This is a genomic window from Candidatus Pseudoscillospira sp. SGI.172 (assembly GCF_050313575.1).
Lineage (GTDB): Bacteria > Bacillota > Clostridia > Oscillospirales > Oscillospiraceae > Vermiculatibacterium.
Map to the genome: position 1 here is coordinate 16,262 of NZ_JBNPLQ010000025.1, position 20,415 is coordinate 36,676.

Below are 20,415 nucleotides of genomic sequence, written 5' to 3' on the forward strand. Positions count from 1 at the left end.
CGGCGCCGTATTTTCCCTTCTTGTCAAAGCGCCGGGACCAGCTCCGCCACGACCACCTCCGGCGGATTGTAAAACCGGGGCACCCGGGTGCTCTCCCGGGCCAGGCCGCGGCCGACGAGCAGTGTTCCTCCCCCATCCACCGGGTAAACGCCTCCGGCATAAGCGGGGAAAAACCCCTGATCCGGCGCCAGCAGGCCGTTGACCAGGGCCGGGATCCGCCACTGCCCTCCGTGGGCATGGCCGGAGAGCGTCAGATCAAAACCGCCGTACTCCTCCGCCCGCTCGGGCCGGTGGGTCAGCAGGATGGTAAACGCCGCCTCTTCCCTCCCCCGCCTCAGAGTTTCCAGTTCTCTCCGCCAGACATTCTCCCCCGCGTCCGGATCGTCCAGCCCGCAGATCTGGAGCCGCTGGCCCTGCGCCTCGGCCACTGTGCTCTCCCCGGACAGCACAGTGACGCCCAGAGCCGCCAGCTCCACTTTGATCTGCTGCGCCTGCCCGGACCAGATCTCATGGTTGCCTGTCACATAATAGGTCGGCCACCGCTCGGCCAGCGCCTGGGCCGCTGTATAGGCCCGCTCCGGCGAGAGGCGGTCCCATTCGTCATCCACCCAGTCGCCCCCCAGCAGCACCAAGTCGGGGCCTTGGGCCTCCACCAGCTCCAACAGTTCGGACTGGCCGGTCCCATAATCGCAGGAATGGAGATCGGACAAAAACACCAGACGAACCCGCTGGGTAAGCTTTTCGCTCTTTACCTCATACCGGCGGACCACCGGGCGGTGATCCAGCCCCTTTCCAACCACTCCGATCAAAAGCGCCGCCGCCGCAATCCAGGCCCACTTTTTCTTTTTCCCCGCCACAGGCAGCCCTCCTTTTTTCCCATATTACCATGCGCCCGCCCGCAGCGTTTTAAAATTTCCTGACGTTTTACGCTCATACTTCCGCGGAAACCGGCCATACTGAACGGAAGAACACGCTGGGGAGGTCGCGATATGATCATTGCCTTCGTCCGTACCATCATCCTCTATCTGCTCATCATTGCCGGAATCCGCCTCATGGGAAAGCGTCAGGTGGGAGAGCTGGAGCCCTCTGAGCTGGTGCTCGCCCTCATCATCGCAGACCTGGCCGCCGTACCCATGCAGGACTTCGGCATTCCTCTTCTGGCGGGCATCATCCCCATCCTCACCCTGCTCTCCCTCACCATGATCATCTCTGTCATCTCCATGAAGAGCATCAAATTCCGGGCTCTCATCTGCGGGAGGCCCTCCATTATCGTGGAAAACGGAACGCTCCACCAACTGGAAATGGCCAAAAACCGCTTTACAGTTGACGAACTGATGGAAGAGCTGAGAATGAAGGGAATCACCGACATTGCCACGGTCAAATACGCCATTTTGGAAACCAACGGGCAGATCTCCGTCCTCCCCTTTGCCGACCAAAAGCCCCCCACGGCCAAGGATCTGAAGGTGGCACCTGAGGAACCTGGCCTCCCGGCAGTCCTCATCAATGACGGCCGGGTGCTGGAGCACAACCTGAAACTGCGGGGCTATGACCGCAACTGGCTCAACAAACAGCTCAAAGCCCACAAAGTCAAAGATCCCAAGGAAGTCTATCTGCTGACAGTGGATGAGCTGGGCCGGATCTACTTTGCCCCCAGGGAGGAAGAGAAATGAAACGAGTGTGGATCGCCGTCTGCCTTCTTCTGATCATCCTCACCGGCACGCTGTGTCACAGCTTTTATGTCAACCATTTGATTGGAGAGATCACCGGGCTTCTGGAACAGGCCGAGATCCAGGCAGAGCAGGGCGAGTGGGCTGCCGCGGAGGAGAGCACCCAGCTGGCCAATCACCGCTGGCAGGAGCGGGACGCCTACCTCCATGTCATGCTCCGACACGGGGAGACCGATCAGATCCACACCGGTTTCCGCCAGGTGGCGGAATTTATCCAGTGCCGGGAGTCCGGGGAATACTCCGCCGCCAACGCCTGCCTCATCACAGAGCTGGAACTGCTGGCCGAGGCGGAACAGCTGAATATCAAAAACATTTTATGACCTGTCTGCGCAAAGAAGCACGGGAACCAGCCGCTTCCCGTGCTTCTTTGACTTCGTTCTTTCCAATCCCCGCCGACAGTTACTTCTCCTGCAGCAGCTTGTTGAGCTCCGACATAAAGGTGCTGATGTCCTTGAACTGGCGATAGACCGAGGCAAAGCGGACATAGGCTACTTCGTCCACACCCTTCAGCCGGTCCATCACCATCTCTCCGATCTTAGCGGAGGGGACCTCCCGATCCATCTCGTTTTGCAGGGTCTGCTCGATCTCCTCGGCGATCTTCTCCAGCGTACTGAAGGAGACCGGCCGCTTCTCACAGGCCCGGAGCATCCCGCCCAGGACCTTACTGCGGTCGAAGCTCTGCCGGCTGCCGTCCTTCTTGACGACCATCACCGGGAGGGACTCCATGATCTCAAAGGTAGTGAACCGCTTGTGGCACTCCAAACACTCCCGGCGGCGGCGAATGCTGGTGCCGTCCTCTGCCGGGCGGGAGTCCACGACTTTACTGTCCAAATGGCCGCAATAAGGACATTTCATATGCGCACGCTCCTATGTATCTTTATGATACCTGATTCTACCATGGTTTGTCTCTTTTTAAAAGAGTCTCAGTGGGCTTTTTGCCGGTTTTGTGCCGCCAAAAGGGTGTTTTTCATCAGCATGGCCCGGGTCATGGGACCCACGCCCCCCGGAACCGGTGTGATCCAGGCCGCCCGCGCCGCCGCTTCGGCAAATACCACATCGCCGCAGAGCTTCCCTGCCTCGTCCCGATTCATGGCCACGTCCACCACCGCTGCCCCCTCCTTCACCATATCGCCGGTGATAAGGCCCCGACGGCCCGCGGCGCTGACCAGGATATCCGCCTGACGGCAGAGTTCCCCCAATTCCGGGGTCTTGGAGTGACAGAGGGTGACTGTGGCGTCCCGGCGCAGCAAAAGCAGGGCCATGGGCTTGCCCACGATGTTGGAGCGACCCACCACCACCGCCCGCTTTCCGGCAGGGTCGATCCCGTACTCGTCCAGCATCGCCATCACCCCCGCCGGGGTACAGGGCAGAAAGCCCGGGCGGCCGATGAGCAGGTTTCCGGCACTGACCGGGTGGAACCCGTCCACGTCCTTCTCCGGGGCGATGGCCTCCAGCACTGCCGACTCGTCCAAATGGCGGGGCAGGGGGAGCTGTACCAGAATCCCGTCGAGATCCGGCCTGCCGTTCAGCTCCGCCACCAGCTCCAGAAGCTCCTCCTGGGTGGTGCTCTCCAGCAGAGCGTATTCCTCGCTGTAAATGCCGCAGGCTTCGCAGTCCTTGCGTTTACTGGTGACGTACACCCGGGAGGCCGGATCGTTTCCCACCAGGATCACCGCCAGGCCGGGCTTTCGGGGCAGAAGGGCCGCCTGTGCGCAAACCTCCTCCTTCACCTTGGCCGCCAAAGCCTTGCCGTCAAGCAGGATCATCGCTGTCCTCCCCTTTCGTCTTGTTTTCTTCCGCCTTTACGCCTCCGTCAGCTTCCCCGGTCCCGGCGGCGGGATCGGACGCCTCGAGCGCCGCCGTCCGCGCCACCTTCTGCCGGTTCACCCAGAGGTCCTCCGGACTGTGCTTCCGCCGCAGCTGGACGGCCAGGACTGCCGCCGCCGCAAGGAAAAAGACGATGGCCAGCACCTGAGACACCCGCAGGCCGGTGGAGAAGAAGTACAGGCTGTCGGTCCGCAGGCCCTCGATCCAGGCCCGGCCCAGGCCGTACCAGGCCATATAGCTCAGAAAGATCTGCCCGTCGAATTTCCGGCGGCGGGCCACCACGAAGGCCAGCAGCAGAAAGCCCAGCAGATTCCAAAGGGACTCATAGAGGAAGGTGGGGTGGACCTCCATATACTGATAGGTCCCATTGACAAGGTCGTAGATCCCCATGCGCCACGGCAGATCGGTGGGGCCGCCGTAAGCCTCCACATTGACGAAGTTTCCCCACCGGCCCACCAGCTGGCCGATGAGCATTCCAAGGGAGCCCAGGTCCGCAAAGGCCAGGAAGGAGATCTTCTTCACCTTGCAGAAGACCAGCAGTACCAAGATGGCCATCAGGATCCCGCCGTAAATGGCCAGGCCGCCGTCCCAGATGCGGATCATGGCCGGAAAATCCAGTGAACCGTCAGCCCTTCGGTAGAGATCGAGGTAAAAAATCACATAGTAGAGCCGGGCTCCGATGATACACAGCGGCACCGCCCAGATGAGCAGGTCAATGACATCGTCGGGAATAATGCCGTAGTCCGCCGCCTTGCGGCTGCAATAAAAGACAGCCAGCAGGAACCCCAGGGCGATGATGATGCCGTACCAGTGGATGGGCCAGCCGAAAATATGAAAGGCGATCGGCTTTACATTGACTGCAAAGCCGATCCCGGGAAAGGAGACCGTGTTCATTGGGCGCCTCCCTTCGGACGGATGACTGCCAGCGTGGTCCGTTTCTCCGTCACAGCCCGGCAGAGACATTCTTCCACGTCCGCTTTGGTGATGCGGTCAAAGACCTCGGGGAAAGAGAGATACGCAAACCCGGCAAAGTGGGACATGGCCTGGTTGACGCAGATGTTCTCAAAGGAGTTGAGCCCCCGCACCAGATTACCGTAAGCCGCCTTTTTCAGCCGCTGGAAGAGAGCGTCGTCCACTCCCTGGTTCCGGATACGTTCAGCCTCGGCCAGCACGGCGGCCCGGACCGCCTCTGGGTCCCGGCTCTCGCCGCCCGCGCAGAGGAAAGCCGCTCCGGGATAGGCTTCGCAGCCGTAGGCAAAGCCCTCATTCACCAGTCCCTCGTTATAGAGCTTGGCATACAGAGGCGTGGAGGTGCCCAGCAGGGCCTCACAGGCCAGGTTGCCGATGAGCTCCCAGCGGAGCCAGTCCTCTCCCTTTTTCGGGGGAGTGTCCTTGAACCCCAGCTGGAAAATGGGGGTGGAGACCGCCATCTCCTTCTCCCAGCGGGGCTTGGCCGCCTGAGTTCCCTCGGCCTCGCCGTAGTCCCGCTCCACCGGCGGATGGCCCGCTTTGGGCAGGACCTCCTCGGCGATGGCGGCCACCCGGACAGGATCCACGTCTCCCGCCACACAGAGCACCATGTTTCCCGGGTCATAGAAGGCCCGGTGACAGAGGTTCAGGGTGTCTGCGGTGATCTGAGCGATGGACTCCACCGTTCCGGCGATGTTCACCTGAATAGGGCTGTGGGCGTAAAGGCCCTCCAACATTCCGTAAAAGACCTGGGTGTCCGGCTCGTCGTCCCCCATGCGGATCTCCTGTCCGATGATGCCCTGCTCCTTGTCCACGCTCTCCTGGGTGTAATAAGGGATGGAGACAAAGGAGAGCAGAATCTTGAGATTCTCCTCAAACTTCTCCGTGCTCTCAAAGTAGTAGCCCGTCAGTGCCGTAGACGTGAAGGCGTTGGGGGATGCCCCGTTGGCCGCCAGATCCTGGAGGGCGTTCCCGTCCTCCGTGTCAAAGGTCTTGTGCTCCAGAAAGTGGGCTACGCCCGCGGGGGTGTCCAGCCACCGCCCGTCCAGCCGGAAGCGCATGTCCATGCCGCCGTAGTTGGTGGCAAAAAAGGCGTAGCTCTTCTGAAAGCCCGGCTTGGGGTCCACATAGACGTGCAGGCCGTTGTCCAGCACGGTGTGGAAGAGCTTCTCCCCCACTCTCGTATACTGTTTTTCTTCCATGCTCACGCCTCCGTTCCCTTGAGAAAATAGACCGTGTCCAGGCTCAGGCTCTTGGCCGCGGCCACCGCCTGCTCCGCCGTGACCTGCTCCAGCGCCCGGGCGACCTCCTCCGGGCCCTCGGTGAGACCGGCCACCGCCTGTCCCAGCCAATAGTCCTCCTGCCGGCCCTGGCTGTCCGGCAGCGTGAGGAGGGAACTGACGGTGTACCGCCTGGCGCCCTCCACCTCCCAAGTCTCAAACTGCCCCTTGCGGCAGGCCTCCAGCTGGGCCTTGATCTCTGCTTCCGCCTTTCCCACGTTGGCAAATTCCACACCGGAGGAGACCACCATCAGCCCTTTGTACTTGTGGAGCATGGAGCTGGCATAGTAGCAGAGAGAGAGCTTCTCCCGCACATTGAGAAAGAGCTTGGAGGTCGTGGTGCCGCCGAAGAGCGCGTTGCAGAGCATCAGCGCCGGATATTCGGGTGAGGCGGCAGTGATGCCGCCGGTGCGGAAGCCCATGGTCAGCTTGCCTTGGGCCACATCCATGGTCTCCTCTACCCGCCGGGGCGTCTGGGCGGCGGGGATCACGGTGCATGCCGGGAGCGTGTAGCCCCCCTCCCGGGGGAGCCCCGCCAGTGCCTTCTGCAGGATGAAGCACACCCGGTTCAGCTCGGCGGAGCCGCAGTAGTAGAGTTCCAGCCGGGCGTGGGCCAAAAGCTGCTGATAGCGCTCCCAGAGGGACTGGGGCGTGAGGGCCTCCACGTCGGCCTCCCGGCCCAGGCGGTTCACCCCGTAGGGCTCCGAGGCGCACATCGCCTCCACCACGCGGTTGGCGGCGTAGCTGCGCTTTTCATTGACTTCCGCGCGGATGCGGTCAATGAGGTTGGCCTTCTCCTGACGGGTATAGTCGGGGCTGAAAGCCCCGTCCCGGGTGTAGGGCCGAAGCAGCAGCTCCCCCATCAGCCCGGCGGCCTCGTCCAGCACGCCGCTGCCGTCCAGGGTATAGGCGTCATCCAAAAAACTCCCGGTAAAGCCTACGCACTGTGCCTCGCCCTTTTTGCGGACCATGGGCTCGATGGAGCCTCCATAGAGCTGGTCCAGGGCGGCGGAGAGGGCTTGAAGGTCGGGATGGCGTTCGCTCCCCCGCCGCAGTAGGTAGGGGATCAGGGCATTGGCGGCCGCGTCTCCCTCTGCCAGCGGAGCCAGCAGAGTCATGGACAGGACCGAGGATTTGAATTTTTTGGTGTGGACCGACGTGAGAAACACGCCCGGTAACAGCTGCGTCCGGGTGACAGCGCTCATGGAGCCACCTTCCTTTCTATGATTAGACGAAGGCTATTATACAACATTTTCCCTCGCTTGGGCACCCTTTTCGGGAAAAATTTGGGGGTCCTTTCCATTTGGATCATTCGGATACCGTAACGTCCAGCCGGTGCTCCCCCTCCAATCCCTCCAGCCGGACCGCAGACACAGGCTCCCCGTCCAGCAGCAGGGCGTGGTCCCCACCCCGGCGGACTGTGAGAAACAGCGTCCAGCCCTTCCCCGCCCAGCGGGCGGAACAGCCGGGCCAACCGGTGGGCAGCTTTGGGGAAATTGAAAGGCATTGATCCTTTACGGTGATTCCAAACAGGCCGTTTATCGCGGTTTGATAATACCAGCCCGCAGCGCCGGTATACCAGCTCCAGCCGCCGCGGCCCGGGTGATCGGGGTTGGTGTAGACATCCCCGGCCAGCACATAGGGCTCGGCCCGGTAGACCTCCGTCGGATGGGTCTCCGGCAGGAGTGCCCGGAGCAGCTCCCACCCCTCCTCATTCCAGCCCAGCTCATAGCAGGCCAGCGCCAGCCAGACGGCGGCGTGGGTATACTGCCCGCCGTTTTCCCGGACGCCGGGAACATACCCCCGGATATAGCCCGGGTCGGTCTCTCCACTGGAAAACGCAGGGGTGAAGAGTCGAACCACCCCCAGCTCCCGGTCAAAAAGACGGTCCAGCGCCGACCGCAGGGCGATCCCCGCTCGTGTCCGGTCCACGCCGGGGGTCAGCGCCGCCCAGCTCTGGGCGATGGAGTCGATCTGACATTCCGGAGCGCCGCCGCTGCCCAAAGGGGTACCGTCGTCATACCAGCCCCGGAGATACCACGCCCCGTCCCAGGCGTTTTCCGCCGCCTGCTTCAGCCGGCCGGCCGCGCTGCGGAACCGTTCGGCCGACTCCGGATCGCTCATCCGCTCCGCGACAGGGGCAAAAGATTGCAGCGTAATGGCTGTAAACCAGGTAAGCCATACACTTTCTCCCTGTCCGCCAACTCCCACGCGGTTCATGCCGTCATTCCAGTCGCCCGAGCCCATCTTCATCAGGCCGTGGCTGCCCGCCTCCCGATCCAGGGCACAGTTCAGCGCCCGCACAGCATGGTCGTAGACGCTCTCCGCCTCCGAGGCGGTCGAGGGGATAAAATAGCGCTCCGCTTCTCCTTCTTTCAGGGGCTCACCTGACAGGTAATTTACCTTTTCAGTCAAGATGGTCCAGTCGTTCCAGCTCTCGCAGTACCGAGCCAAGGCATGGGGGAGCCACAGCAGGTCGTCGGAGATGCGGGTGCGGACGCCGCGGTTCTTCTCCTCCCTCACCTCATGCCACCAGTGCTGTACGTCTCCCTCCTGAAACTGGTGGGCGCAGCAGCGCAGGATCTGGGCCCGGCACCAGGATGGGTCCACCGGCAGCAGGGCCAGAGCGTCCTGGAGCTGATCCCGGAACCCGAACGCCCCGCCGTTCTGATAGCGGGAGGTGCGGGCCAGCAGCCGGCAGGCCACCACCTGATAGAGGCACCAGCCGTTCAGGTAGTGGTTCAGGGCGGCGTCCGGCGTCTCCACCGTCAGGGGGCAGACGATCCGCCGCCAGCGCGCCGCCGTGTCCCGGAACCGGCTTTCCCACTCCCCCGGCGCGGCCCGACGGGTCCCCTCCGTGCCGCTGGAGAACAGGATGCTCCCCGCAAAGCTGTAAGGCTGATCCGCTTTCCCCTTGCTGATATGACGGATCTCTCCGGCCCCATCGGGCAGTTCCACCAGCAGAAGCCGCCGGGGCTCTTCCCAGGGCACCAGCGCTGTGGTCCGGACGACACCGCCCGGCCACTCCTTCTCCCACCGGGCCCAGCCAAAGCCGTAGGTCACCGTCACGGGGAGGCCGTCGCCGTCGGCAAACAGGCTGTGGGTCTCCTCCCCCCAGGTGAGGAAAAACCACTCCGGGCCGCCGATGGCCAGCGGATCGTTGTTCCAGGGGGTGATGGGGCTCTCCCGGGCGTTGCCCTGCCAGAGGTGGCCGCAGCCCGTCTCGTCGGTGAGCCAGCCGAAGGCCGGATTCACCAGCAGATGGCTCCAGCCCAGAGGCGGCAGGGTCCCCTCCAGCCGTAAGGCATATTCTCCCTCCGGCAGATACCATCCCCGTGGCTGCCCCGGCTGGATGCGGCAGGGCGGAAGCTGCGGACGGACCGGCGGCAGCGCCTCGGGAGAGCGCCAGCGTCCCGCTCCGTTCAGACGGACCGCCGCCCATGCCGCCAAAGCGCCTTCTCCCTCTCCCTGGGGGCCCACGTCGGTAAGGCAGATCCCGCCCCGGCGTCCCAGCTCAGGCTCCATCCCAAGGTTTTTCACCAGCTCCAGCACCGCTCCCCGAACCGGACGGCGGTAGTCTCCCCCATCGGCCAGAGGATAGACGAGATCGAAGGAAAAGCCGCAGCGGGCCAGCAATGCGTGGGCCTTCAGCGGGAAGGGAGAGAGAGCCTCCCCCTCCGGCTCCGGGGACGCCAGGACAATGGGCAGATCCCCCGAAATGCCATGCACCCAGAGATCGGACTGAGGAAACTCACCGCCCGGGCGGCGGGCAAAGACCAGTGACGACAGCAGTTCCATGGCCCTCTTTCCCTCTTCCGTAGTCATTTGCAGCGCCCGGAGCAGACCAGGCAGCCGCCCGATTCCCTCCCCTGCGCTGCGCAGCATCTCCCGGGCGGTCTGTTCAGCCCGCTGAGGACCGTCCTCAAAGCCCAGAGCCACTCGCAGGCGGAAGTGTTCTTCCTCCACCGGGAACCGGGCCAGCAGGCAGGGATCCAGCACCGCCCCTGCCGTGGATCCCGCCGGGGATTCCAGCGCCTGCTCCAGCCGCCGGAGTCCCCCCCGCCCCAGCGCCCGCTCCCGGCTGGTGTCCCAGGACGCCTCCTCCCGGTCCCACACCACGGCCAGCGCCGCCCGGCGGCTTCCCTCCCGGGGCCGCCGGACAAATTGAACCCCGCGCTCCAGCGGGGCGCTCTCCAGTGACAGCTTGGAGTAGGCCGGGTGGGCCAGATAGTCGGCGGAACGGGCCAGCATCGGCTCCAGATAACAGATCAGCTCTCCGCCGCCGCTCCCGTCCAGACTCACTGTCCACAGGGCTCCCCGCTCCTCCTTCGGGAGAGACAGAGAGACCTTTGCCGTACACGCACCGTCCTGCGTGCTCCAGCCGGCGTCGGAGCCGTCAAAGCTCCAGGAAAACCGCCCCTCCCGCCAGAGGGGTGCTGCGGTCAGCGGGCAGAGCCGCCCTGACCCGTCCCGGAAGAAAAAGGACACCCCTGCCGGGGAAAAACGCTCCCGCAGAGTCGTCAGAATCGGGCTCTCCCCCCGCTCGTCGGTCAGCCGCACAGAGCCGTCCCCGGTACACAGGGCGGAGACCAGGCCATTGGACAGGAGATGACAGACCGGCATCCCCTCCTCCCGCAGCTCCCCGTCCCGGTGGAACTCACTCTGCCGCACGGGGCGTGCCCGATCGGGCTGAACGGTGCGGCTTGGCTTCATCACCGGTGCGCCCACCGGCACCTTCTCCTGCAAAAGCTCCCGGTACGCGGCCATGGAGCAGTCCCGCATGAACCGCTCCTGCATGATATTTCCCTGCAAGGCGTTGTCGATAGCGATGAGGCTCATGCCCAGATGGTGGGACATGAAGGAGCGCACCGCCGTCCACTTCTCCCCCTCCCGGACGCGGCCCTGGGTGAAGTCGGCGGCCTCATAGAGGCCGTACGTTCCCTCAAGCCCCATATCCCGGAGGCGGCGCAGGTTGCGTCCGGCACTGCCCGGAGCCAGAAGGAGGGCCAAAAAGGAGGCGTAAGGCGCCACCACAAGCTCCCGATCCAGCCCCCGCTTCAGCCCCAGCGCCTGCACGCCGTGGGCCTTGTACTGGTAGGCCATACCGGGGTCAAAGGCAAAAAAGCCGGACTCGGAGATCCCCCAGGGCGCGCCGGTTTTGGCCCCCCGACGCTTCTGGGCGTAGATACAAAAGGCCAGAGACTCATACATCAGGCTGCCCTGCTCACAGGGCAGCAGCAGATTGGGCATGAAATACTCAAACATGGTCCCCGTCCAGGAGGCCATACCGCAGTAGTCGTTGTCCTCCACCAGCATCCGCCCCAGCCGCCGCCAGTGGCGGGGGTCCACCTCCCCCAGCGCCACCCCCAGATAGCTGGACAGCCGGGCCTCGCTGGCCATCAGGTCGTACCAGCCCTGGGTGAACGCCCCCTTCTCCGCGTCGAAGCCGATGGTGAAGAGCTTGCGCTCCCGGTCGTAGAGGGGGCTGAGGTCCATGGCGTTCGACAGCCGCTCCGCCCGGCGGGCCAGGCCGTCCTCCCCCCAGGCATACAGGGCCTCCCGGAGGGCGATGAGGCATCCCCGCAGGTTCCCGCTGTCCACCGTGGAGACATAGCGGGGCCACAGGGGGCTGCAGTCCGAGGTGTCGTACCAGTTGTAGAGGTGCCCTTTCCATTTGGGGAGGGCCTCCACGGTGTCCAGCACATGCCCGATGAGCTCCGCCGCCCGGCGGCGGCTGGTAAGCTCCAGATCGGCGGCTGCGCAGCAGCTCAGCAGAGCCATGCCGATGTTCGTGGGCGAGGTTCGCCGTGCGGGGCCCAGCCAGGGCTTTTCCTGGACGTTGTCCGGGGGCAGCCAGTGATCTTCGGGACGCAGCCAGTCCTGAAAATATCCCCAGATGAGAGCGGCCTGATGGAGCAGAAAGGGCCGATCCTCTTCCGGAGCGGCCGTTTTCTCCCGTACCGGCCGGGAGAGGGCCCAGGCAAAGGCGGGGGAAAAGGCCCACACCAGCCCGGCCGCCGCCCCCGCCGGGAAACGGGCGAACGCCATGGCAAACGCGCCCGCCGCCACCGCGGGCCACTGGGCACGGAAGTTGGCCCAGACGCCGTCCTTCCGCCCCTCGGCGTCCGCCGCCGTCACCCACTCCAGCATCCGTCTGTGGCTGACAAAGCTCCGCCACAGGGCCGCCGCCGCCGCGGAGGCACACACCCACGCCTGATAGGGGAGAAACAAAAGCTGCACCAGCGTCTGGAGGATCATGCCTCCAAAGCCGGCAATGATGGTAGAGTGGTATCGCCGACGCAGGCCCACCCCGCCCCGGAAGGCCAGATCGGCTCCGGTGAGGAGCAGATTGGACCAAGCCGAGACGATGGCCAGGACCGCCGCCGTCCCAAAGGCAGGGGCGGACAGGCACATCCCCAGCAGCAGGGCCAGAAGGGTAAAAGCCGGAGACAGGCTCCGCCGGAGGTTGTCGAAGATCTTCCACTTGTCCATGGGGGCAATGGGATTGACCACCCTCTCCCCCGCCTCGTTGTAAACCCAGCGGCCCAACCAGGGCAGCAGCTGCCAGTCTCCCCGCACCCAGCGGTGGAGGCGGGCAAAGTAGCTGTTGACCTTGTGGGGGTAGCCGTCGGTCAGCTCCACGTCCCCCAGCAGTCCCGCGTGGAGGTAGGCCCCTTCCAGCAGGTCGTGGGAGAGGATCCGCTCCTGGGGAAAGCGCCCGTCCAGACAGCGGCCGAAGGCCTCCACGTCGAAAATGCCCTTTCCGGTGTAGGTGCCCCGGTCAAAGAGGTCGTGGTAGACGTCGCTGCACGCCCCGCCGTAGGGATCCACGCCGCCCTGTCCGGCAAAGATGCGGGAAAACTGGGAGCGGTTGGCGGCGTTCAGCTCCACCCCCACCCGGGGCTGGAGCAGGCCGTAGCCCTCTGTGACCACCCGCAGCCTTGGGTCTACCACCGGACGGTTCAGGGGGTGGAGCATGGCTCCCACCAGCTCCCGGGCCGTACCCACGTTGAGGGCCGTATCGGAGTCCAGGGTGATGACATACCGGGTGCCGTTCAGCGCCTCCGCATCCCCCGCCCGCACCCGCAGCCCGGCGGGCTTTCCCCGGAGCAGGCGGCTGAGCTCGATGAGGGCCCCCCGCTTCCGCTCCCAGCCCACATAGCGCTCATCGGTCTTTTGGAACACGGGTGTGCGGAAAAAGAGATAGAACCCGCCCCCGTATTTGTCGTTGAGGGCCCGGATGGCCTGTTCGGCCCTGCGGAGCTGTCTGCGCTGGGCCGAGGCCATGGGGGCCGCCCGGTCCGGCAGGTCGGCCAGCAGCCCGAAGCGCAGCTCTTCCCCGCTGTCCCGGTTGGCCAGGCGATAGCGCTCCAGCAGCGCGGCATACTGATCGCCGCTGTCCTCTCCGGTGAGCAGTCCGGCAATGACGCAGAGGGTCCGCCCCTCCCGGGGCAGGCCGTCCCGGAGCTCCATCCGGAGGACGGGTCTGGGCCGCACCAGCCGTACCATCAGGAAATCCACCAGATTTTTGGTCAGGTCGGTGGCAGGCAGAAGCAGGAGGAAAAAGAGCGCCCAGCTCTCCAGAAGAAAGCCCAGGAACAGGGCCAGAAACAGCGCCGGAAGCAGAACTGCCGCAACATAGAGGGCTCCCGTAGGCCGTCTCTCCGGCTTTCCCATCGGGCAGCGGAACAGGAACCAGCCGATGTGCGCCCGCTCCCCCTTTTCCTCCTGGGCCAGCGCCAGCACCGCTTCCGCCGTCTCCCGTTCGCCCCTCCCCTCCCGATGGGCCAGCTGACAGACCCGGTTCCGGTAGCGGGCCCTGGTGGCGTCGTCCATCTTGGGATACAGCCCCGCCGGATCTTTTTGAAGGGCCGCCTCCACAGGGCTGGAGGCCTCCAGAAGCGGGCCCAGGTTGGCGGTGGACAGCAGCCGCAGCCAGGTAAAGATCCGCTCCAGCACCTCCGCCAGTCCCTCGGGCTCCGTTTCCCCTTCCAGTGCCGGACATCGTTCGGCCAGCCTTTGGCACAGCGCGCCCTTCAGGGCAGGAATGAACAAGGCCAGCTCTTCCTCGGTCAGGCTCTGCACGGCCTGCACACCCGCCAAAAACCGGGCCAGTTCTTCCGGCTCCGCTTCCGGAGTCTCCCGGGCAAAGGCGCGGGCAAGGCATTGAATGTACAAAAGACCCCCCGCCGCTCTCAGCCCCCGTCCCCGCCGCAGATCGGCCGCACTCTCCAGCCCCTCTCTCCGGGCCAGATAAGCGTTGTCCAGCAGCCATTCCGCCGCCCTCGGCAGCCGCTCCCTGTTCTGACGGGAAATCCGCTCCCGGACCCGCTCCACCTCATCCAGGGATCGGACGATCTCTCTCGCCGCGCCCCGGCCTGTTTTGTGCCCCGTGGGCCGCAATCCCCGCGCCGTCTCTCGCCCCAGTTCCATCCGATCCATGCGGACTCCCCCTTTTTCATACGCTCCCTCAGTTTTCCCGCAGTCAACTGTTTCATACAAAAGAGTCATGATGTTGAAATTTCGATTGCTTTTCATTGGGAAATAATAGATAATAAAGACAACCATTCCTGATTAGCACAGTTTTCTCACACCCGTAATTATTTAGGAGGTCCCTACTATGAAACGAATTGGTGCACTGCTTCTCAGCTTCGGCCTGGTTTTGACCCTGCTCTCCGGCTGCGGCGGGAAGTCCTCCGACGGACTGCTCTCTGATTTCACCGCCACCACCATTGATGGGGAAGAAGTGGATTCCTCCATTTTCGCCGACTACGACCTGACCCTGCTGAACGTCTGGGGCACCTTCTGTCCCAAGTGCCTGCCGGAAATGACCGACTTGGCCTCCCTGGCGGATGAATACGCCGGAACCAAGGTTCAAATTCTCGGCATCGTGGGCGATATTCGTTACACAGACGGCGACCATCAGGATGAGAAGATCCAGCGGGCCAAGGACCTGATCGAACAGACCGGGGCCACCAACTACATCCACATTCTCCCCTCCGACAGTCTGGCCAAGGCCATTCTGGACGACATGCAGGGCTTTCCCACCACCTTCTTCATCGACAGCGAGGGCAACAAGGTGGGCACCACCTTTCTGCTGGCCCGGGACAAGGATTTCTGGCAAAAGACCATCGAGGCCCGCCTGAAGGAAGTGCAGAAATGATGCGCCGGGCTCTTTCCGGCCTCTGCCTGCTGGGGGTCGGCGTACTCTTCCTCGTCCTCGGCGTGCTGCGGGGGGAACCGGGCACCGTGCTCACCAAGGCCGCCAACGTCTGCCTGGAGTGCATCGGCCTTGGGTAGGGTGAAAGCGTGGATGAAGACCCATCCCCGGGCCTTTGTCCAGCTCTGTGTCACGGCATTGTCCAACGGCTATGCCGTTGGCTTTGCCAGGGGAACCATCTTTAAGGGCCGGACCAAGGGTCTGTGCCTTCCCGGTCTGAACTGTTATTCCTGTCCCGGCGCGCTGGGAGCATGCCCCATCGGCTCACTTCAGGCCGTCCTCACCAGTCATGAGTACGGCTTTTCCTTCTATGTGGTGGGCTTTCTGCTGGCGGTAGGAGCCCTCTGCGGCCGGTTCGTCTGCGGCTGGCTGTGTCCATTCGGCTTTTTTCAGGATCTGCTGCACAGGATCCCCTTTCCCAAAAAACTCAGGCGGCTGCCGGGCGAAAAAGCCCTGCGGCTGCTTCGCTATGTCATCTTGGTGGGCTTTGTCATTCTCCTGCCCATGTTTGTAACAGACGCCTACGGACTGGGCAAGCCCTGGTTTTGTACCTATCTCTGCCCCGCGGGCACACTGGAGGCGGGCATCCCCCTCACTCTGGCCAGCGCCGCCCTCCGGGATGCCGCCGGCTGGGTCTTTCGGTGGAAGATCCTCCTGCTCATTCTCCTCATTCTCCTCTCTCTCGTGGTCTACCGGCCTTTCTGCCGGTACCTGTGCCCTCTGGGGGCCGTTTACGGCCTGTGCAATCCGGTGTCTCTGGTCCGTCTGAAGGTCGATCCCGGGGCCTGCGTCCAGTGCGGCGTTTGTCAGGATGCCTGCCCTCTGGACATCCAGGTATGGAAAAAGCCCAATGGCACAGACTGCATCCGATGCGGCAAATGCGTCCGCGCCTGCCCCTGCGGCGCCATCCAGGCCCCTTTTGTCAAGGGTGGAAAGACTGTCTCCACGAAAGGCTGAATCAAAAAATGGGAAATTACATTCTGACTCTCGACCAGGGCACCACCAGCTCCCGTGCCATCCTCTTTGACGCACAGCAGAACATTCTGGGCCTTGCCCAGAAGGAGTTGACCCAGTTCTACCCCCGGGAGGGCTGGGTAGAGCACGACCCCATGGAGATCTGGAGCTCCCAGTCTGCGGTGATGATGGAGGTCATCGCCCAGTCCGGCGTGGACCCCCGGGATATCGCGGCCATCGGCCTTGCCAACCAGCGGGAGACCACGGTGGTCTGGGACCGATCCACCGGCCTGCCCGCCTACAACGCCATCTGCTGGCAGTGCCGCCGGACGGCCGACCGGGTGGACCTGCTCTGCGCCGAGGGACTGGAGGGGCACATCCGGGAGACCACCGGGCTTCTCCCAGACGCCTATTTCTCCGCCACCAAGCTCAGCTGGATCCTGGACAAGGTCGACCCCAGTCGGGAAAAGGCCCGCCGGGGAGAGCTTCTGTTCGGGACAGTGGACTCCTGGCTTGTGTGGAAGCTCACCGGCGGGCGGGTCCACGTCACCGACGCCACCAACGCCTCCCGCACCATGCTCTACGACATCCACCGCCTGTGCTGGGACGACACGCTGCTCCGGGCCCTGGATATTCCGGCAGCCATGCTCCCCCGTGTGGTGGAGTGCAGCGAAATTTACGGGGAGACCGATCTGGCGGGGGCCCGCATCCCCATCGCGGGGATGGCGGGAGACCAGCAGGCCGCCCTCTTCGGCCAGACCTGTTTTGCCCCGGGTGAGGCAAAAAACACCTATGGCACCGGCTGCTTTCTGCTGATGAACACCGGAGAGACCCCCTGCGTGAGCAAAAACGGCCTGCTCACCACAGTCGCCATGCGCCGGGGCGGCAGGACCCAATACGCCCTTGAGGGCTCCGCCTTCACCGGCGGGGCGGTGATCCAGTGGCTGCGAGACGGGCTGGGCATCCTCTCCGACAGCAGCGAGGCCGAGCCAATGGCCCGCCGGGTCAAGGACACCGGCGGGGTATATCTGGTGCCCGCCTTCACCGGTCTGGGCGCGCCTTACTGGGACATGTACGCCCGGGGCTGTCTCCTCGGGGTCACCCGGGGCACCCGGCGGGAGCATATCGTCCGGGCGGCAGAGGAATCCATCGCCTATCAGGTCTGGGACCTCGTCTCCGCCATGGAGAAGGACACCGGCCTGACCCTCTCCGCCCTCAATGCCGACGGCGGAGCCAGCCGGGACGGCTTTCTTCTCCAATTCCAGTCCGACCTGCTGGGCCGCCCGGTGCGGCGCCCTGCCATCCGGGAGACCACCGCCCTGGGTGCGGCCTATCTGGCCGGGCTGGCCGTCGGCATATGGAAGGATGAGTCGGAATTGAAAAGCCTCTGGCGGCAGAACGCCGTCTTTTCTCCGGAAATGGGTGCGGATCGCCGCCGGACACTCCTGCGGGACTGGCACCGGGCGGTGGAGCGCAGCCGGAGCTGGGCGGAGCCGTCCGGCACCTGAACCGCACCCGTCACATAAGATAGAGCGTGGCTGTCAGGCCACCATATCTCATTCGGAGGGATTCATCTTATGTGCATGAATCATTGCGGCTGGCGGGAGTGCTGCTGCCGCCATACCTGCTGCGGATGCTGTTGGGACGAGGACGACGAAATCACCCCCTTTCCGGAGTTCCCCATCACCCGGTTCCCGGTCTATGTCTCCTACCCCAGCTTCTACGCCGGCGAGACCGCGCTGACCGGCGCCAACGAGGCCCTCTTTGCCTCCAACGGCAATAACGGCAATGGAAGCGGCCGTCGCTGCCGGGGCTGATCAAGGCCAAAACGCCGCCCCTCGGGGCGGCCTACATCACGCCTTTTTCTTCCATTTTCGCTCCGAATGAAGCTCATCGTTCAAACCAATACTATTCCCCAGTAGGATTAGTTTGGTGATGAATGATGTACTTTAGACGTTTGGCCGATATGCGCATCGACCACGATAAAACGCAGAAGGAAATCTCCGCGATGCTGCATATGCAGCCTTCCGTATACCGCCGATATGAAAAAGGAGACCGGGAAATCCCGGTCTGGGCACTGATGCAGCTGGCAGACTATTATGGGACAAGCACCGACTATCTGCTGGGTCGGACGGACAACCCCTCCAGGCCCCGTGCGTAAGCTGTGCTGGTTTGCCGTCCCCTGCTCCGCCGCCATTTTTCTCGCGGTCTGTCTCCTGCCGGAGGTCTGGCTTTTTCCGGCGGGCCTTTTTTGCGCTCTTTTCTCCCTGGCCTTCCTGGGGTTCCTCGGAACCCCCCGCCGACGGGCCGCTCTGGCCCTCCTGGGCGCGGCCTTCGGCCTGCTTTGGACCGGGGGCTTCCATCTGCTGTTCCGGGCCCCCGCCCATGCGCTGGCGGAGCAGGAAGCCTCCGCAGTGACTCTTACGGTAACCGACTATCCCACGACCGCCACCTACGGGGTTTCCGTGCTTGTCCGGGTCCCTCTCCCGAGTGCTCCAGACCCCGAAGCACTCCTCCATTTGGACGTCAGCACCGCCGACCTGCGGCCCGGAGATACGCTCTCGGCCGTGGTCCGCTGGTCCGCCAACGAGCTCAGGCAGGGCGGCTTCTCCGCCTATGCGCGGTCCCGGGGCATCTATCTGACCGGGTCCGCCGATTCCTTCACCCTGACCCTCCGCCCGGGACACATCCCCCTGCGTTTTCTTCCTCAGAAAGCGTCCCGAAGTTGGAAATCAGCCATTGCCGCCCGCTTCCCGGAGGATGTCTCCGGTTTTGTCACGGCTCTGGTCACCGGAGACAAGAGCCGCCTCCCGGACGGGCTGTACGCCGCCTTCCAGCGAGCGGGTCTGGCCCACGTGGTGGCGGTGTCGGGACTCCATGTGGGCTTTCTGGCCGGACTGCTCACCACCCTCCTGGGCAGACGAAAACGCCTCTCCGCCGCCGTGGGAATGGCCCTGGTCTTTTTCTTTGCCGCGGCGGCGGGAAACACCCCTTCCGTACTGCGGGCAGCCTTTCTGGAGGGCTTTCTCCTGCTGGCTCCCCTGCTGAATCGGGAGGAGGACAAGCCCACCGCCCTCTCCGCCGTGCTCCTGCTTCTTCTGCTCCAGTGCCCGGACGCCGCCGCCAATGTGGGCCTTCAGCTCTCTTTCGCGGCAGTGGCGGGCATCTATCTCGTCACCGGGCCGCTGTACGCCCGGTGGATGAAACTCCTCCCCCCAAAAAAGGGCGGGCTTTGGCCTCTCTTCCGGGCGGCGGGCGCGTTTGTGTTCGGCTCCCTGGCCACCACGCTGGGAGCGCTCCTCTTTACCACCCCGCTGACCGCCTGGTATTTCCGCTCGGTCTCTCTGGCAGGGCCGCTGACCAATCTGCTCACCCTCTGGGCGGTGTCTGAGACTTTTCTCGGCGGTCTGTTCACCGCGCTGGCAGGCTCGATCCTCCCCACTTTCTCCTCCCTGCTGGGGCAATTCTTTGCCTGGCCCGCCCGCTGGGTCCTGTGGGTGACCCAAGCCATCTCCCGGCGGCCCTTCGCGGCGCTCTCCCTCACCACGGTCTATCTGACGGGCTGGTTTGTCCTGTCCTACTCCATGCTCCTGCTGCTGCTCCGCTTCCGCCGCCGCATCCGCCCCGCCCTCCCCATCGGGGCGTCCATCGTTACCCTCTGCACCGCCCTGCTGATGAGCGCCTGGCCCGCTCTCAACGCCCGGCTCACCGTGACCGCTCTGGATGTGGGGCAGGGCAGTTCTACCCTCTTTTTCTCCCGGGGCCGGGCCGTGCTGGTGGACTGCGGCGGCAGCGGCGCCGATGACCCCGGCAATGTGGCTGCCGACGCCCTCCAGTCCCTGGGGCTGTCCCGCTTGGACGCGCTGGTCCTGACTCACTTCCACGCCGACCACGCCTGCGGGGTGCCCGAGCTGCTGGCCCGGGTGGAGGTATCCCTGCTCCTGGTCCCCGATGTGGAGCCGGAGGACCCTCTCCGGCAGGAGATCACCGCCTTGGCCGGGCAGTCAGGCTGTGAGGTGGAATTTCTTTCTGACGATTCCACGCTCACCTTTGGCGACGCCGCCATGACCCTCTACGCCCCCCTGGGTGACGGCGGGGACAACGAGGAATGCCTCTCCGCCCTGTGTACCGCCGGGGACTTCGACGTGCTGATCACGGGCGATCTGAACGACGTCATGGAGCGTCGGCTTGTCAAGTATAAACACCTGCCGGATATTGAGCTTCTGGTGGCAGGCCACCACGGGTCAAAGAACGCCGTCTCGGAGGAGCTGCTGCTGGCCACACGCCCGGAAGCGGCGGTTATCTCCTCCGGATACAACCCCTACGGCCACCCAGCCCCGGAGATGCTGGAGCGGCTGGGGGCCGCGGGGTGTGACATCTACCGCACCGACGGCATGGGAAGCATCACCTTTACATTCAAATGAAACGAGGTCTCTCA

Annotated in this window: 16 protein-coding genes; 9 read left to right on the plus strand and 7 right to left on the minus strand. The window is 64.1% G+C overall.

Annotated elements, in window-relative coordinates:
* Positions 1-23: 23 nt before the first annotated feature.
* On the minus strand, positions 24-857 hold the full coding sequence (locus ACQRD3_RS10070) for a metallophosphoesterase (RefSeq protein ID WP_427781307.1): 834 nt from the start codon (positions 855-857) through the stop codon (positions 24-26).
* A 132-nt stretch (positions 858-989) separates the two neighbouring features.
* Here ACQRD3_RS10070 and ACQRD3_RS10075 point away from each other — a divergent pair, with 132 nt between their 5' ends.
* Together ACQRD3_RS10075 and ACQRD3_RS10080 are read left to right on the plus strand one after the other, a co-directional pair.
* Positions 990-1,670: a DUF421 domain-containing protein gene (locus ACQRD3_RS10075; protein WP_080907791.1), complete on the plus strand. Its 681-nt coding sequence runs from the start codon at positions 990-992 to the stop codon at positions 1,668-1,670.
* Positions 1,667-2,047 carry a DUF4363 family protein gene (locus ACQRD3_RS10080; protein WP_427781309.1) on the plus strand — a complete coding sequence of 127 codons (381 nt, stop codon included), beginning with the start codon at positions 1,667-1,669 and terminating at the stop codon, positions 2,045-2,047. The genes ACQRD3_RS10075 and ACQRD3_RS10080 overlap by 4 nt, the downstream gene beginning before the upstream one ends.
* A gap of 79 nt (positions 2,048-2,126) precedes the next feature.
* On the opposite strand, the gene nrdR is transcribed toward ACQRD3_RS10080, so the two are convergent.
* The 6 genes from nrdR to ACQRD3_RS10110 all read right to left on the minus strand — a co-directional run bounded on the left by nrdR (position 2,127) and on the right by ACQRD3_RS10110 (position 14,245).
* Positions 2,127-2,582, minus strand: coding sequence for a transcriptional regulator NrdR (gene nrdR / locus ACQRD3_RS10085; protein ID WP_427781311.1), 456 nt, complete (start codon positions 2,580-2,582; stop codon positions 2,127-2,129).
* A 68-nt stretch (positions 2,583-2,650) separates the two neighbouring features.
* Entirely contained in the window at positions 2,651-3,493 is an 843-nt protein-coding gene (gene folD, locus ACQRD3_RS10090; RefSeq protein ID WP_427781313.1) for a bifunctional methylenetetrahydrofolate dehydrogenase/methenyltetrahydrofolate cyclohydrolase FolD, read from the minus strand.
* Positions 3,480-4,448 carry a prolipoprotein diacylglyceryl transferase gene (lgt, locus tag ACQRD3_RS10095; RefSeq protein WP_080907787.1) on the minus strand — a complete coding sequence of 323 codons (969 nt, stop codon included), beginning with the start codon at positions 4,446-4,448 and terminating at the stop codon, positions 3,480-3,482. The genes folD and lgt overlap by 14 nt, the downstream gene beginning before the upstream one ends.
* Complete coding sequence (gene yfmH / locus ACQRD3_RS10100) at positions 4,445-5,725, minus strand: EF-P 5-aminopentanol modification-associated protein YfmH (protein WP_080907786.1); 1,281 nt, start codon at positions 5,723-5,725, stop codon at positions 4,445-4,447. Before yfmH ends, lgt begins: the two co-directional genes overlap by 4 nt.
* 2 nt (positions 5,726-5,727) lie before the next feature.
* Positions 5,728-7,008, minus strand: coding sequence for an EF-P 5-aminopentanol modification-associated protein YfmF (gene yfmF / locus ACQRD3_RS10105; protein WP_427781316.1), 1,281 nt, complete (start codon positions 7,006-7,008; stop codon positions 5,728-5,730).
* Positions 7,009-7,111: 103 nt separating this feature from the next.
* Entirely contained in the window at positions 7,112-14,245 is a 7,134-nt protein-coding gene (locus ACQRD3_RS10110) for a GH36-type glycosyl hydrolase domain-containing protein (RefSeq protein ID WP_427781318.1), read from the minus strand.
* Between the two features lie 178 nt (positions 14,246-14,423).
* Between ACQRD3_RS10110 and ACQRD3_RS10115 the strand changes: the two genes are divergently transcribed.
* The 7 genes from ACQRD3_RS10115 (at position 14,424) to ACQRD3_RS10145 (ending at position 20,401) form a co-directional block, all read left to right on the plus strand.
* Positions 14,424-14,966 (plus strand): TlpA disulfide reductase family protein, encoded by a 543-nt coding sequence (locus ACQRD3_RS10115; protein WP_080907782.1) that lies wholly within the window; start codon positions 14,424-14,426, stop codon positions 14,964-14,966.
* Positions 14,963-15,103 carry a CD1871A family CXXC motif-containing protein gene (locus tag ACQRD3_RS10120; RefSeq protein WP_427781320.1) on the plus strand — a complete coding sequence of 47 codons (141 nt, stop codon included), beginning with the start codon at positions 14,963-14,965 and terminating at the stop codon, positions 15,101-15,103. The genes ACQRD3_RS10115 and ACQRD3_RS10120 overlap by 4 nt, the downstream gene beginning before the upstream one ends.
* 13 nt (positions 15,104-15,116) lie before the next feature.
* The gene (locus ACQRD3_RS10125) at positions 15,117-15,980 is read left to right on the plus strand and encodes a 4Fe-4S binding protein (RefSeq protein ID WP_427781322.1); all 864 of its coding nucleotides are present in this window, start codon (positions 15,117-15,119) and stop codon (positions 15,978-15,980) included.
* Between the two features lie 8 nt (positions 15,981-15,988).
* Complete coding sequence (gene glpK, locus ACQRD3_RS10130) at positions 15,989-17,485, plus strand: glycerol kinase GlpK (protein WP_080907779.1); 1,497 nt, start codon at positions 15,989-15,991, stop codon at positions 17,483-17,485.
* Between the two features lie 69 nt (positions 17,486-17,554).
* Positions 17,555-17,794, plus strand: a complete 240-nt coding sequence (locus ACQRD3_RS10135; RefSeq protein WP_080907778.1) for a hypothetical protein — start codon at positions 17,555-17,557, stop codon at positions 17,792-17,794.
* A 125-nt stretch (positions 17,795-17,919) separates the two neighbouring features.
* Positions 17,920-18,138: a helix-turn-helix domain-containing protein gene (locus tag ACQRD3_RS10140; protein WP_080907842.1), complete on the plus strand. Its 219-nt coding sequence runs from the start codon at positions 17,920-17,922 to the stop codon at positions 18,136-18,138.
* On the plus strand, positions 18,131-20,401 hold the full coding sequence (locus tag ACQRD3_RS10145) for a DNA internalization-related competence protein ComEC/Rec2 (RefSeq protein ID WP_427781325.1): 2,271 nt from the start codon (positions 18,131-18,133) through the stop codon (positions 20,399-20,401). The genes ACQRD3_RS10140 and ACQRD3_RS10145 overlap by 8 nt, the downstream gene beginning before the upstream one ends.
* Positions 20,402-20,415: the final 14 nt, after the last annotated feature.

Coding starts and splice junctions, on each gene's coding strand:
- ACQRD3_RS10075 (WP_080907791.1), top strand. CDS start 990: ATGATCATTGCCTTCGTCCGTACCATCATCCTCTATCTGCTCATCATT.
- ACQRD3_RS10080 (WP_427781309.1), top strand. CDS start 1,667: ATGAAACGAGTGTGGATCGCCGTCTGCCTTCTTCTGATCATCCTCACC.
- nrdR (WP_427781311.1), bottom strand. CDS start 2,582: ATGAAATGTCCTTATTGCGGCCATTTGGACAGTAAAGTCGTGGACTCC.
- folD (WP_427781313.1), bottom strand. CDS start 3,493: ATGATCCTGCTTGACGGCAAGGCTTTGGCGGCCAAGGTGAAGGAGGAG.
- lgt (WP_080907787.1), bottom strand. CDS start 4,448: ATGAACACGGTCTCCTTTCCCGGGATCGGCTTTGCAGTCAATGTAAAG.
- yfmH (WP_080907786.1), bottom strand. CDS start 5,725: ATGGAAGAAAAACAGTATACGAGAGTGGGGGAGAAGCTCTTCCACACC.
- yfmF (WP_427781316.1), bottom strand. CDS start 7,008: ATGAGCGCTGTCACCCGGACGCAGCTGTTACCGGGCGTGTTTCTCACG.
- ACQRD3_RS10110 (WP_427781318.1), bottom strand. CDS start 14,245: ATGGATCGGATGGAACTGGGGCGAGAGACGGCGCGGGGATTGCGGCCC.
- ACQRD3_RS10115 (WP_080907782.1), top strand. CDS start 14,424: ATGAAACGAATTGGTGCACTGCTTCTCAGCTTCGGCCTGGTTTTGACC.
- ACQRD3_RS10120 (WP_427781320.1), top strand. CDS start 14,963: ATGATGCGCCGGGCTCTTTCCGGCCTCTGCCTGCTGGGGGTCGGCGTA.
- ACQRD3_RS10125 (WP_427781322.1), top strand. CDS start 15,117: ATGAAGACCCATCCCCGGGCCTTTGTCCAGCTCTGTGTCACGGCATTG.
- glpK (WP_080907779.1), top strand. CDS start 15,989: ATGGGAAATTACATTCTGACTCTCGACCAGGGCACCACCAGCTCCCGT.
- ACQRD3_RS10135 (WP_080907778.1), top strand. CDS start 17,555: ATGTGCATGAATCATTGCGGCTGGCGGGAGTGCTGCTGCCGCCATACC.
- ACQRD3_RS10140 (WP_080907842.1), top strand. CDS start 17,920: ATGTACTTTAGACGTTTGGCCGATATGCGCATCGACCACGATAAAACG.